The 13,542-nt window shown below is 59.9% G+C and carries 13 protein-coding genes; 6 read left to right on the top strand and 7 right to left on the bottom strand.

Annotated features, from left to right (window positions below):
* Window positions 1-199: 199 nt before the first annotated feature.
* Both BMS17_RS22085 and BMS17_RS22080 read left to right on the top strand, forming a co-directional pair.
* A complete protein-coding gene (locus BMS17_RS22085) occupies window positions 200-1,021 on the top strand; it encodes an aldo/keto reductase (protein WP_077431759.1) in 822 nt (273 codons plus the stop codon).
* A 30-nt stretch (window positions 1,022-1,051) separates the two neighbouring features.
* Window positions 1,052-1,522 carry a DUF1810 domain-containing protein gene (locus tag BMS17_RS22080; protein WP_077431758.1) on the top strand — a complete coding sequence of 157 codons (471 nt, stop codon included), beginning with the start codon at window positions 1,052-1,054 and terminating at the stop codon, window positions 1,520-1,522.
* Here the strand turns inward: BMS17_RS22080 and BMS17_RS22075 are convergent.
* A complete protein-coding gene (locus BMS17_RS22075; protein ID WP_175648987.1) occupies window positions 1,487-3,847 on the bottom strand; it encodes a DNA polymerase II in 2,361 nt (786 codons plus the stop codon). The two genes, BMS17_RS22080 and BMS17_RS22075, sit on opposite strands and share 36 nt — an antisense overlap.
* A 221-nt stretch (window positions 3,848-4,068) precedes the next feature.
* Here BMS17_RS22075 and BMS17_RS22070 point away from each other — a divergent pair, with 221 nt between their 5' ends.
* Window positions 4,069-4,509 (top strand): CBS domain-containing protein, encoded by a 441-nt coding sequence (locus BMS17_RS22070; protein ID WP_046032603.1) that lies wholly within the window; start codon window positions 4,069-4,071, stop codon window positions 4,507-4,509.
* A gap of 131 nt (window positions 4,510-4,640) precedes the next feature.
* On the opposite strand, the gene BMS17_RS22065 is transcribed toward BMS17_RS22070, so the two are convergent.
* Together BMS17_RS22065 and BMS17_RS22060 are read right to left on the bottom strand one after the other, a co-directional pair.
* Complete coding sequence (locus BMS17_RS22065) at window positions 4,641-5,264, bottom strand: glutathione S-transferase N-terminal domain-containing protein (RefSeq protein ID WP_046032604.1); 624 nt, start codon at window positions 5,262-5,264, stop codon at window positions 4,641-4,643.
* Between the two features lie 61 nt (window positions 5,265-5,325).
* Window positions 5,326-5,946 (bottom strand): isochorismatase family cysteine hydrolase, encoded by a 621-nt coding sequence (locus BMS17_RS22060; RefSeq protein ID WP_077431757.1) that lies wholly within the window; start codon window positions 5,944-5,946, stop codon window positions 5,326-5,328.
* On the opposite strand from BMS17_RS22060, the gene BMS17_RS22055 reads away from it, so the two are divergent.
* The gene (locus BMS17_RS22055) at window positions 5,917-6,723 is read left to right on the top strand and encodes a hypothetical protein (protein ID WP_305879764.1); all 807 of its coding nucleotides are present in this window, start codon (window positions 5,917-5,919) and stop codon (window positions 6,721-6,723) included. The two genes, BMS17_RS22060 and BMS17_RS22055, sit on opposite strands and share 30 nt — an antisense overlap.
* Before the next feature lie 80 nt (window positions 6,724-6,803).
* Here BMS17_RS22055 and BMS17_RS22050 read toward each other — a convergent pair whose 3' ends face one another.
* The gene (locus BMS17_RS22050) at window positions 6,804-7,898 is read right to left on the bottom strand and encodes a DUF1615 domain-containing protein (RefSeq protein WP_046032607.1); all 1,095 of its coding nucleotides are present in this window, start codon (window positions 7,896-7,898) and stop codon (window positions 6,804-6,806) included.
* A 184-nt stretch (window positions 7,899-8,082) separates the two neighbouring features.
* On the opposite strand from BMS17_RS22050, the gene BMS17_RS22045 reads away from it, so the two are divergent.
* Entirely contained in the window at window positions 8,083-9,618 is a 1,536-nt protein-coding gene (locus BMS17_RS22045) for an FAD-dependent oxidoreductase (RefSeq protein ID WP_046032608.1), read from the top strand.
* Window positions 9,619-9,641: 23 nt separating this feature from the next.
* On the opposite strand, the gene hemB is transcribed toward BMS17_RS22045, so the two are convergent.
* From hemB to BMS17_RS22030, 3 genes are all read right to left on the bottom strand, one after another.
* A complete protein-coding gene (gene hemB / locus BMS17_RS22040; protein ID WP_046032609.1) occupies window positions 9,642-10,616 on the bottom strand; it encodes a porphobilinogen synthase in 975 nt (324 codons plus the stop codon).
* A gap of 289 nt (window positions 10,617-10,905) precedes the next feature.
* The gene (locus BMS17_RS22035) at window positions 10,906-11,748 is read right to left on the bottom strand and encodes a PhzF family phenazine biosynthesis protein (RefSeq protein ID WP_077431755.1); all 843 of its coding nucleotides are present in this window, start codon (window positions 11,746-11,748) and stop codon (window positions 10,906-10,908) included.
* 23 nt (window positions 11,749-11,771) lie between these two features.
* Window positions 11,772-12,479, bottom strand: coding sequence for a glutathione binding-like protein (locus BMS17_RS22030; RefSeq protein WP_046032611.1), 708 nt, complete (start codon window positions 12,477-12,479; stop codon window positions 11,772-11,774).
* 371 nt (window positions 12,480-12,850) lie between these two features.
* Between BMS17_RS22030 and BMS17_RS22025 the strand changes: the two genes are divergently transcribed.
* Entirely contained in the window at window positions 12,851-13,525 is a 675-nt protein-coding gene (locus BMS17_RS22025; protein WP_077431754.1) for a histidine phosphatase family protein, read from the top strand.
* Window positions 13,526-13,542 lie beyond the last annotated feature (17 nt).

Genomic DNA, 13,542 nt, shown 5'->3' with positions numbered 1-13,542 from the left:
GGATCGCCGCCGGCTGCCCAAGGATAGAGCCACCAAAACCAGAAAAGTGCAGTGCCGGTGGTCCGTGGGCAACGATACCGACAATCTGCAGCTGAGATTTCGTCGTGTTCGCTATCACCAACTATCTAGTGCGCTGCGGAACCACCGGGGCATTTTGCTGCCCATTTAATATCCACCGAGTTACAGAAAGGAGGTTTTCATGCGGACCCTCGAATTGGCCGGCTCCCAGGTTCCGGTCATCGGCCAGGGCACCTGGCGCATGGGCGAGGATCGCTCGGCGCACCGGCATGAAGTCGCCGCCCTGCGGCTGGGTATCGAGTTAGGCATGACGTTGATCGATACCGCCGAAATGTACGCTGAAGGCGGTGCCGAGGAAGTGGTCGCTGAAGCCATCAGTGGTCTGCGTGACAACGTCTTTCTGGTCAGCAAGGTCTACCCCCACAACGCCAGCTGCAAAGGCATTCCCCAGGCCTGCGAGCGCAGCCTTCGGCGTCTGAACACCGATTACATCGACTTGTACCTGCTGCACTGGCGTGGCCAGTATTCCCTGGAGGAAACCGTCGAAGCCTTCGAACGCCTGCGTGAAGACGGCAAGATCGGTCGTTGGGGCGTGTCCAATTTCGATGTGGACGACCTGCAAGAACTCGACTCACCGGCCTGCGCCACCAATCAGGTGCTCTACAACCTGGAAGAGCGCGGCATCGAATTTGATTTGCTGCCCTGGAGCCAACAGCATCGCCAGCCATTGATGGCTTACTGCCCGATCGGTCAGGGCGGGCAAATGCTGGCCCATCCGGCGCTGAAAAAGGTTGCCGCCCGTCATGGGGCGTCACCGGCTCAAGTAGCGCTGGCATGGATTCTGCGGCAGAGCGGCGTGATCGCCATCCCCAAAGCGGTCAAACCTGAACACGTGCAATTGAATGCGCAAGCCGCGCAGTTGCGGCTCGAACCCGGGGATCTGGAGGCGCTGGATCACGCGTTTCACGCGCCACAACGCAAACATCGGTTGGCCATGGTCTGAACCATCGCCGATTTGCCAGAGGGCATGTGCATGAGAAGCACCGATCAGCTCGACGCTTTTAATTTGCCACGCTTCGTCCAGGCTCAAGACCCGGTATTCAAATGGGTACAGGAAGAACTGCACGCCGGAAAAAAAAGCCGCCACTGGATGTGGTTCATCTTTCCGCAGCTTGCCGGGTTAGGCGGAAGCGAGATGTCCCGCCACTTCGCCATACGCTCCGACGAGGAAGCCGCGGCGTATCTGGAGCATCCACTGCTGGGCCCAAGGCTACGCACGTGCACGCAATTGGTCCTGAACGTCAAACAACGCTCGATCGCCGATATCTTCGGCCATCCTGATGACCTGAAATTTCACTCCTCGATGACCCTGTTTGCCCAAGTCGCCCCCGACGGCAGCGTTTTCCATCGAGCCCTCGAGCAATATTTCCACGGCATACGGGATGACTGGACGCTGTCTCTGCTGGACCTAAAACAAGCCCATTTGCCCACCAATCAGCGTTGAGAAGTCGTCGTCCACAAACGGCAGGATCGCATCCGCCACCGGTTGCAGCTGCCGGGTGACGTAGTGGTCATAGTCGATGGGCGCGCTGCGGATCTCCAGCGGCTCGGGCCCGGCGACGGTGATCACGTAGCTGATCCAGCCGCCGTTCTGGTACTGACGCGGGCGACCCTGCCGGTCATTGAAATCATCGGCGATGCGCGCGGCGCGCACGTGGGGCGGCACGTTGCGCTCGTAGTCATCGAGGGTGCGGCGCAGACGCTTGCGGTAAATCAGACGGTCGTCGAACTCGCCGGCCAGGGTCTTGCGCACGTAATCGCGAACGTAATCCTGATACGGCTTGCGATGGAAGATCCGCGAGTACAGCTCCTGCTGGAATTGCCGGGCCAGTGGCGACCAGTCGGTGCGCACGGTTTCCAGGCCTTTGTAGACCATTTCATCAGAGCCATCGGCGCGCGTGACCAGGCCGGCATAACGCTTCTTGCTGCCCTCCTCCGCACCACGGATGGTTGGCATCAGAAAGCGCTTGTAGTGGGTTTCGAACTGCAACTCCAACGCACTTTCCAGTCCGTACTCCGCCCGCACATGCTCGCGCCACCACTGGTTGACGTGATCGACCAACGCAAAACCGATCTGCGCGGCTTCCTCCTGTCCGTGGGCCCGGCGCAGCCAGACGAACGTAGAGTCGGTATCGCCATAAATCACTGTGTGGCCCTGGGCTTCGATCAACTGCCGGGTGCGCAGCATGATTTCGTGACCGCGCAAGGTAATGGACGAAGCCAGGCGCGTGTCGAAGAAGCGGCAGCCGCTGGAACCGAGCACGCCGTAGAAGGCATTCATGATGATCTTCAGCGCCTGGGACAGCGGTGCGTTGTGTTCGCGCTTGGCAGTCTCACGACCTTCGGCCACCCGGGCGACGATGGCGGGCAGGCAATGCCGGGTTCTGGAAAAACGTGCCCCGCGAAAACCCGGTACCGAGTCTCTGTCGTCGGGGTGTTGCAAGCCTTCGATCAGCCCGACCGGGTCGATCAGAAAGGTACGGATGATCGACGGATAAAGGCTTTTGTAGTCGAGCACCAGCACTGACTCGTACAGACCCGGTTGTGAGTCCATGACAAAGCCGCCGGGGCTGGCCTGCGGTGACTGGCGGCCAAGGTTGGGCGCGACAAAGCCCTGGCGGTGCATCAGCGGCATGTACAAGTGGGTGAACGCCGCCACCGAACCACCGCTGCGATCGGCCGGCAAACCGGTGACGCTGGCCCGTTCCAGCAGGAAAGTCAGCAACTGGGTCTTGGCGAAAATCCGCGTCACCAGTTCGCAGTCTTTGAGGTTGTACGTGGCGAGGGCCGGTTTGTCCTCGGCGAACATCCGGTTGATTTCGTCCATGCGCTGGTAAGGCGTGCTGATTGACTTGCCCTCACCGAGCAGGGTTTGCGCGACGTTTTCCAGGCTGAACGACGGGAAGTTCCAGGTCGCCGAGCGCAGGGACTCAATACCGTCGATGATCAACCGCCCTGCCGCCGAGGCGAAGTAATGGTTGCGGCTGCCGTGCTCGCGCCATTGCATCTCTTCACCGCCACGCCCCAGCTTGAGCGGGACCGCCAGGCGCCGGGCGTGTTCATGGAGCACGCGCAGGTCGAACTGCACGACGTTCCAGCCGATGATTGCGTCGGGATCGTGGCGGGCAAACCATTCATTGAGCTTTTTCAGCAGCACGGTTCGCGAGTCACAGTACTCGAGCTGGAAATCCACCTGACTGTCGTCGCCGTTGGGCGGTCCGAGCATGTACACCTGCCGCTCGCCGCAGCCTTCCAGCGCAATGGAATACAACTCGCCCTGCGCGGTGGTTTCGATGTCCAGCGAGACCAGGCGCAGCGTTGGTCGGTAGTCCGGATCGGGTTTCATCTGCGCGTCGAGCAACAAGCCCTGCGCATCGGGCGTGCCGCCAAAAATCACCGGCGCCGTGATGAACCGCTCCATCATGTAGCGCTCCGGCGGGCGTACGTCGCCCTCGAACATCTCGACGCCGGCCTTGCGCAGCGCGGTTTCCAGGCGCATCAACTGACCGTGCTGCTGGCAATACAAGCCGAGCACCGGGCGGTGCTCGAAATCCAGAAGCGCCAGGGGCTTGAGCTCGACGTTTTTCTCGCCGTGCAGCACTGCCTCAGCCTGCTCGCGCTGCTGCGCCGCAATGAACCCCACCGACGGCTGATGAGGCAGGCGGATGCGCCGGGGACCGGAGTCGGTCGCCAGCCAGAACTCGACTTCCGTACCGGCCGGGGTGTCGCGCCAATGCCGGGTCAGGACGAAGCCCTGCTGTAAATCCACCACTGCAACCTCACGTTTTGTTCAGGCTGCAATTCTACCCGTCATCAAGGGTCAGCGGGTCAGGGGTGAGAATTTCCCTTGGCACGCTCCTTTCGACGAAGCTTTACCAAAGAAAAACCGCCGAATGACGTTTTTTGAGTGTTATCTGCCGCTTTCTCCCTTGCCCTCAGCGCTTGCGTCTACGATTCTTCAAGAACAACGACAACACCCGAGAAACCGCCATGAAAACCGTCGCTCAACTGCTCAAGCTCAAAGATCAGAAGAATCAGGAAGTGCATCAGATCAAGCCTGATCATATGGTGCTGGAAGCACTGATGAAGATGGCCGAGAAAAACGTCGGTGCCTTGCTGGTGGTAGAAAATGACGAAGTGCTGGGCATCATCAGTGAACGCGACTACGCCCGCAAACTGGTGCTGCATGGCCGCTCCTCGGTCGGCACGCCGGTGCGCGACATCATGGTGTCCCCAGTCATTACCGTGGACACCCATCAAACCGTCGATACGTGCCTGGGCATCATGTCCGACAGGCGCCTGCGTCACTTGCCGGTGGTGGAAAACGGCAAGTTGATCGGCTTGTTGTCGATCGGCGACCTGGTCAAGGAAGCCATTGCCGAGCAGGCTGAACTGATTCAACAACTGGAGCAGTACATCCGCGGGGAATAATCCGTACACACTACAAAAACCTGTGGGAGCCGGGCTTGCCCGCGATGGGATCAACCCGGTTCGACGTCAAACCGGGTCGCCTGCATCGCGGGCAAGCCCGGCGCCTACAGCTCACCGTTGATCTTTTGTGTTCAGGTTGGCCAATGCCGCGCGAAGACCGGTGCCAAGGTCGGGTGCCGGTCTATACGCTCAAGCCATGCAAAAAAACCGGGCCGGGTACGGCGTAAATGCTCCCGGCTGCCCGCCCATCTCGACACCACCGCCGCCAGTACATCCAGCGCTCCCGGCGTCTCATCGCCCAGATACAGCTCGCCGGAAAACTGATCGGCAAACACCTCCCAGCTCCAGTGCAAGCGTGTGCGGGCGCCGGCCATGAGATTTTGTCTGGACGACTCATCCGCCTCGATCAACCAGCGTTCGGGGTAATCGATAATGCCGATGGCGGTGTAGCAATTGCAGATGATGAACGCCAGGCCCCTAATGGCTTGATCGCGATCAGCGGCCAGCTTCGGCAGCAGGTTCGACTCGGGAAAGGTCAGCCCGAGATGAATCAGGATCGCCGCGCTTTCGCTCAGCACACTGCCATCGGGTAATTGCAGGGTTGGGATTTGTTTGAGCGGGTTGAGTTTTTCCAGCGCGTGGGCGGCCTCTAGCGAAGATTCGACGTCGATGAAGCGATAAGGAATTTCACAGAGTTCGAGGGCAGCCTCTATCGCCGCCGCGCCGGAATTCTGGTGTCCATAAAGTTGGTACATGGTGCGGCCTCCTGGCGTGACAAAAATGAAGGATCAAGAGAGGCGCCATCTGCTGGCCGTACTAGCCCAGCGCTGCGATCAACTCGGCCGTCGTGACAATCGAATGCGCATACGTCGGCCCGTTGATCTCATGCGCGGCATGCATGGCTTCTGCACTGAACGCGGCGGTGGCGTCGCGCACCAGCGTCACGTGATAGCCCAGTTCAGCGGCAAACTTGCCGGTGGTTTCGATGCAGGTATTGGCGAGCATCCCCACCACCACGACCTTGTCGATCCCGTGTTGCTTGAGCAAAAAGTCCAGGTCGGTGTTGGCGAAACCGCTGCCGCCCCAGTGTTCCTTGACGATCACGTCGCCCGCCTCGGGATGGAAGTCCGGGTGCCATTCCCCGCCCCAGGCTCCCGCCGCAAACACTTGCGCGCTGCTGGCCCCTTGTTGATAAGGGCTGGGATGCTGCCAGTGGGCCAGGTCATCCGGTTCGGCGCGGTGGTGGGGTACATAGAAAACCCGGATCCCGGCATGGCGAGCGGCCGACACCACGGCCTTCAGATTGGCCAGCGTGCCGACGCTGTCAGCCACCGGTTTGGCCCGACCGTGAAGTTTGCCCCCTTCGCTGAGGAAGTCGTTGTAAGGGTCCACCAGCAGCAGGCCGGTGTGTTCGGCAACATAAGAACTGGTATTCATGATTGGCTCCTCGGGGGCACGCGCCAGCTAACCAGTGTAGAAGTGCCGCTCAACCCTACCCGCGCTATCCGACGACTGAACCATCACGCCTGCGTGGGGTTACTTTCATCACCTATCAATACCGTCGATGTTCACAATCACAGCAATGAAGTTCTCATAAAAAATCGTCGGCGTAACATCCGCTCCATACCAACCAATAACACCCCGGAGCACACCCTCATGAAACGCCAAACTCTTCTCAGCATCGCTTTCTCGGTTTTTGCAGTTAACGCTTTTGCCGCTACCTCTGCTCAACCTGTCGTCGCCGAAGGCGGCTCGGATCGCCTGATTGAAAGCCGTGTGGCTGAAGGGGGTTCGGATCGTTTGATCGAAAATCGTGTTGCCGCTGATGGTTCTGACCGTTTGATCGAAAACCGCGTTGCCGCTGATGGTTCTGACCGTTTGATCGAAAACCGCGTTGCCGCTGATGGTTCCGACCGTCTGATGCAGAACCGCGTTGCCGAAGGTGGCTCCGACCGCCTGATCGAAAACCGCGTTGCCGCTGATGGTTCCGACCGTCTGATGCAGAACCGCGTTGCTGAAGGTGGCTCCGACCGTCTGATCGAAAACCGCGTTGCCGCTGATGGTTCCGACCGTCTGATGCAGAACCGCGTTGCTGAAGGTGGCTCCGACCGTCTGATCGAAAACCGCGTTGCCGCTGATGGTTCCGACCGTCTGATGCAAAACCGCGTGGCCGAAGGTGGCTCCGACCGCTTGATCGAAAGCCGTGCGGCATAAATGCAGGGTTTTACCGCAGGACTCAATGAAAAACCCGGCCTCACCCGCCGGGTTTTTTTACGTCTGTTTTTTGCTTCCGCTCACTGGCCTGCCCGCACCAGGCAGCGCTGATAACGCTCATCGACCCGTTTGGCGAACCACGCGGTCGTAAGTTTTCGGGTGATTTTCGGGCTTTGCAACTCAATCCCCGGTAGCACTGCACGAGGCAATGACCGACCTTCGGCCTGGTCGGCCAACGCGAACACTCGTCGATAGAGTTCGGTGTCCTCGAATGTCAGACTTTTGCCCTCCTCCAATTGATCGCGAATGGTCGTATTGCGCATGCCCAACTGCTTGCCGAGGCTGCGCGCCGCTACTTCAGTGGTGCCGGGCATGATCGAGTCATAGCGAACCAGATCGCCATCCAGCGCCAGCGGAATGCCTGACACCCGACTCAACGCGTTCTGAAACGCCGCATTGCGGCTGGCATACCAGCCGGCATTGAAATCAGCGAAGCGATACAGCGGTTGCGTATAGCTCACCGGGTAACCCAACAAGTGGGCGATGCCGAAGTACATGCCGCCTCGGCGGCTGAACACTTCATGCCGGATCGAACCGTTCACCGGGTACGGATAGCCCCGCGCCTGCTGCTCGGCGAAATCGATGCTGACCTGCATTGGCCCGCCAGTGTGCACCGGATTGAAGCCACCAAACAGGGTCTTGCCCAATGGCACCATGCCAATGAAGTCATCGAAAATCGCGCTGAGTTCTTTCTCGCTGCGCGCTGCTTTGAGGCGCTCGCTGTAGCTTTTGCCGTTGGGTGAACGCAACTGCAATGCGCCACTGACTAACAGACTGGGGATATGAGCTTTAGCGGCGCGACGATCGATCTCTTCCCGAGCGATCTTGCCCAGGCCCGGCACCGGCGGGTCGACCTGAAACGTGGATTCCTGCTCGGTGACGGCGATCACCGAACACAGGTTTTGCGTGGAGGGATCAAGTTTCCGGGTAGCGAATGCGGTGTATATGTCCGTGGCCCAGCCCTGCCGATCGGTGGTTTTAACCGGCAATAGCCGCAAGATCTCGGCCTTGACCTCGGCGGGCGTGCGCGCAGGCTGTTCCTGCGAGCGTTGAGTGCCGCAACCGGCCAAAAGCAACAGCGCCGCAACCCCCGTGAGCAATCGATTGGCTTGCATGGTGCTCCATCAAATCCGTTGAACCGGGTTAACCATACGACCAATGGCATGGCGCAGGCTATGACTCCTGCCGCCGCCCCCCGTTCCCCGGTCGCAGCAGCACGGCCGTTTCCGTTGGGCAGTCAGCCTGCCTGCGCTGTACGAGTGGACCATACTTGAGCCAGTCACCGAGGAGGACAGGTTGATGAATCGTAGTGACGTGCTGATCGTCGGCGCCGGCCCGACCGGGCTGGTACTCGCGCTGTGGTTGAGCAAAATGGGCGTTCGCGTGCGGATTCTCGACAAGACGTCGGCACCCGGCACGACGTCGCGGGCACTCGCGGTCCAGGCGCGGACACTGGAGCTGTATCGCCAGCTTGATCTCAGCGAGGCCGTGGTGCAAAACGGTCATCGTGTTGAGGCGGCGAATTTCTGGGTCAAGGGCGAACCGGTGGCGCGCTTGCCCCTGAGCCGCGTCGGCGAGGGACTGACGCCCTACTCCTTCCTCGAAATATACCCTCAGGACGAGCACGAGCGACTGCTGATAAAACGCCTCGAAGCCTTTGGTATTCAGGTGGAGCGCAACACGGAACTGGAAAGCTTCACAGACACCGGCGATGGCATCACCGCCCAACTGCGCTTGCCCGACGGCCAGCAGGAAACCTGTCAGGCCTGTTATCTGGCGGGTTGCGACGGTGCCCGGTCAATTGTGCGCAAGACCCTGGACACCGGCTTTCCAGGCGGGACCTACCAGCAGATTTTCTATGTCGCCGACGTACAAGCCAGCGGGCCGACCTTCAATGGCGAACTGCATGTGGATCTGGATGAAGCGGACTTCCTCGCCATATTTCCACTCGGCGGCACAGGCCGTGCCCGGTTGATCGGCACCGTGCGCGACGAACGTGCCGAGCAGGCTGAAACCCTGCAGTTTGAGGACATCAGCAGCCGGGCCATCGAACATCTCAAGGTGCAGATCGAACAGGTGAACTGGTTCTCGACCTACCGTGTGCATCATCGGGTGGCCGACCACTTTCGCACCGCACGCGCGTTTCTATTGGGTGACGCCGCCCATGTGCACAGCCCGGCGGGTGGTCAGGGCATGAACACCGGAATCGGCGATGCCATCAACCTGGCATGGAAACTCGCGGCGGTGTTAAGCGGCGGCGCTACGGCCAAGCTGCTGGACACGTACGAAACCGAGCGTATCGCGTTCGCCCGCAAACTGGTCGCCACCACCGACCGTGTATTCACGTTCGTCACCGCCGAAGGTCGTCTGGCCGACGTGCTGCGTACACGGCTGGCACCGTTTGTGATTCCCAAAATGGCTTCGTTTGAAGCGACCCGCGAGTTCCTGTTTCGCACGGTCTCGCAGATCACCCTCAATTATCGCGGCATGCCGCTGAGCACTGGCGTTGCCGGGCACGTTCACGGCGGTGATCGCCTGCCCTGGGCCCACGACGGTGAGGGCGATAATTTTGGGTCGCTGAAGAACCCGAACTGGCAAGTGCATGTATATGGCGACACCAGCGACGAAATGATCGCTTGGTGTAATGAGCATCACCTGCCGCTGCAGGTGTTCGGCTGGAGGCCCGCGTTTGAAGCCGCGGGGCTGGGCCGTAACGGGTTTTACCTGTTACGGCCGGATACGTATGTGGCGATTGCCGAGACGTGTTCCGATCCGAAAGTGATCGAGCGGTACTTCAGGGATCACGGGATTCGGCCATTTTTTGGCTGCCCCTGAGAACACCACATTGGCAATGGGGTTCAGATGCCAGCCAGGGCCAGGTCCATCGCGAAGTAGGTGAAAATCAAATCCGCCCCCGCGCGCTTGATCGCCCCGAGGCTTTCACGCACCACGCGATCCTCATCGATCGCCCCCGCTTGCGCCGCGAATTTGATCATCGCGTACTCGCCACTGACCTGGTACGCCGACAACGGCAAACGCGACACCTCGCGGATGTCGCGGATGATGTCCAGGTAGGCACCGGCCGGTTTCACCATCAGTGCATCCGCGCCTTCCTGTTCGTCCATCAGCGATTCGCGCACCGCTTCGCGGCGGTTCATCGGGTTCATCTGATAGCTTTTGCGGTCGCCCTTGAGCGCGCTGCCGCCGGCTTCACGGAACGGGCCATAGAGTGCCGAGGCAAATTTGGTGGAATACGCCATGATCGCGGTCTGGCTGAAACCCGCGTCATCCAGCGCCCGGCGAATCGCCTGGACCTGCCCGTCCATGGCCGCCGAGGGCGCAATCACATCGGCGCCAGCCCGCGCGGCGGCCACGGCTTGTTTGCCGAGGTTGATCAGGGTCTGGTCGTTATCGACTTCGTGGTTGTGCAGCACGCCGCAATGACCGTGGTCGGTGTATTCGCAGAAGCAGGTGTCGGACATCACGATCATCTCTGGCACGGCATCCTTGGCGATCCGCGACATGCGCGACACCAGCCCGTTGTCGTTCCAGGTGTCGCTGCCACCGCTGTCCAGATGATGCGACACGCCGAAGGTCATCACGGATTTGATGCCGGCGCGGGCGTAGCGCTCGATCTCGCCGGCCAGTTTCGACTCCGGAATGCGCATCACGCCAGGCATGCTTTTGATCGGCACGAAGTCGTCGATTTCTTCCTCGACGAAAATCGGCAGTACCAGATCGTTCAGGCTGAATTCGGTTTCCTGGAACAGGCTGCGCAGGCTCGCATTGCGGCGCAGACGGCGTGGACGTGCTTCGGGGAACTGACTGGACATGGGCATTCCTGAAAACGGAGGACAAGATAAACGTCGTAGGGAGCGAAGCTTATGCCTTGCAAGGCGCCAGGCACAAACCTCAAGAGCGGAAAAACCCTTACCGGGTCAGCAATAATCCGCGCCTGTAACACATCCCTCGTAGCAGCTGCCGAGCGTGCGAGGCTGCGTCCGGCTGCGAAGCAGTCGCAAAACCTGCAACCGAATTCTTTCAGTCAAACCGCGTTCACCGGGCCACGACTGCTGCGCAGCCGGACGCAGCCTCGCACGCTCGGCAGCTGCTACAGGGCGGTTAAAGCATCAGGGTGCCGGTAATGCAGGTCACCACAGCACCGCCAATCCAGATCTCATCACCCACCTGATCCACCTGGATGCGCCCCGCTCGTCCCATCGTCAAACCCTGGCTGACCACATAGGAGGCAGGCGCCAGCCCTTCAGCGAGCAACCATTGCGCAATCCCTGCGTTCAGACTGCCCGTGGCGGGGTCTTCCGGCATGCCGTCACCCGAGATGAACGCCCGCACTTCGAACTGTGCGTCATCACCATCGCGCTCGGGATTGCACGGCGCAATCACGCCGACGGCCAGGCCCAGCATTTGCGAATGATCCGGCTGCAAGTCCAGCACCTGTTGGCGCTCTTCGAGCATGACTGCCAGCCATCCGGCACCGTTATCCACCCACTGCGCCCGCACAATCACCCCAACCTCCAGGCCAAGGCCGCGTCGCACGCGCTCCACCAGTTCGGCGTCCACCGGCCCGGCGTTAATCAGGGGCGGCGCGAGAAAGGCCAACTGCGCGCCTTGTCGACGAATACGCACCAGTCCGACGCCGCACTCCTGAATGATCTCCTCGCCCTTGGGCACGCCACCGGCATCAAGCCACGCATGGCAGGTGCCCAGGGTCGGATGCCCGGCAAATGGCAACTCGTTCAGGGTGGTAAAGATCCGCACCCGATAGTCGGCCCGCGGATCGCGCGGTTCCAGCACGAACGTGGTTTCACTGAGGTTGGTCCAGGTCGCGAACGCGGCCATGCGTTCCTCACTGAGTTCGTCCGCACCGAACACCACTGCCAATGGGTTGCCCTTGAGGGCGACGCGGCTGAAGACATCTACTTGCTTGAAATCGAATGAACTCATTGCCTGCCTTGGTCTTGAAGAAATCAAAGGATCGATTTGGGAATTTCCAGCCCGCGCATGACGGCCGGCCGCGCCAGGAAACGCTCCAGCGCGCGTGTGACATTCGCAAAATTCTTGATGCCCACCAGATCGCCCGCTTCGTAGAAACCGATGAGGTTGCGCACCCACGGGAACGTTGCGATGTCGGCGATGGTGTAGCGCTCGCCCATGATCCAGTCGCGCCCTTCAAGGCGTCCATCCAAAACCTTTAACAAACGTTTACTTTCCTCGACGTAGCGGTCGCGCGGTCGTTTGTCCTCGTAGTCCTTGCCGGCAAACTTGTTGAAGAAACCGAGCTGGCCAAACATCGGCCCGATGCCTCCCATCTGAAACATCAGCCATTGAATCGTCTCGTAACGCGCGGCCGATTCCTGAGCCAGCAGTTGCCCGCTCTTGTCGGCGAGGTAAATCAGAATCGCCCCGGACTCGAACAATGGCAGGGGTTTGTCCCCGGGACCATGGGGGTCGAGGATGGCCGGAATCTTGTTGTTGGGGCTCAGTGACAGAAACTCGGGCGACATCTGGTCATTGGTGTCGAAGCCCACACGATGCGGTTCATAGGGCAGGCCGATCTCTTCAAGCATGATCGACACCTTGACGCCATTGGGGGTCGGCAAGGAGTAAAGCTGGATCCAGTCGGGGTATTGGGCTGGCCATTTTTGGGTGATGGGGAACGCGGACAAATCGGTCATCGGGAACATCCGTCGCTAAAGAAAGGGATGAGCATAATCCAGGATTAGCGCCCGTTGCTTGCGATCTTTTCGCGTTATCAAAACCATTGATGAACACGATCGAAAGATCTCAGCCTTTGCCCGAGCCTCAAGGTGTAGGGTGTCCACAAATTCGCAACATCTTGTCGATAACCTTCGCTGCAACCCGCTCAAGGTTGTCGATACAGTGCTGCGCAACCACCGGACGCGAACCAAATGGGCATCGGAGGACTCTGAGCAATGCCCTTTCGGACTCGGACCGACTCAACGACATGGAAAACACTCGAAGCTGGGAGCTCGTGGTGTAAAGGTTTGTCAGCCTTAACCGAATGCGCTGAAGATCACTTATACCAATGACCAAACTTTTTAAATTCGCTAAACGCTTCAAGCACCGTGCGTTTATTGTTCTGCCGGTGCTGCTGGCGGCATGCGCAGTGTTTTTGTTGCTGGAGTCCCGCGAAAGCCGTGCCCAACCGGCGGACGGCACCCAGACGCTGGTGTTCCTGCGTCACGCAGAGAAACCCGCCGGCGGTCTGGGCCAGCTCAATTGCCAGGGCCTCAACCGCGCCATCGACCTGGCCACCTTGTTGCCGGAAAAGTTCGGCAAGGCCAACTACGTGTTTGCCGCCAACCCGACGCGCAATGTCGAGGAAGGTGAACTGGACAACTCCTACAGCTATATCCGTCCACTGATGACCATCAGCCCCAGCGCGATCAAGCTCGGTTTGCCGGTGAACATCTCATTTTCGGCCAACGACACCAGCGACCTCGCCGAAGAATTGCTGCACGACAAGTACCACAACTCCATCATCTACACCGCCTGGTCCCATGGCTACCTGCCAGAGTTGATCAACAAGGTCGCTGGAGACGCCGTCGGCAAGAAGCAGAGCATCACCGAAGACTGGGCGTCCAGCGACTACGATTCGGTGTTCGTACTCACGTTGACCTGGCAAAACGGCAAGGCCAGCCTCGTCAGTCACAGCTACAAACAAGGGCTGGATAACGGGTCGCAGACTTGTCCGACCTAAGCGGTCGGCAACATCCC

The organism is Pseudomonas sp. C9 (assembly GCF_002000165.1).
GTDB lineage: Bacteria > Pseudomonadota > Gammaproteobacteria > Pseudomonadales > Pseudomonadaceae > Aquipseudomonas.
This window is presented reverse-complemented; position numbering and strand designations above follow the sequence as displayed.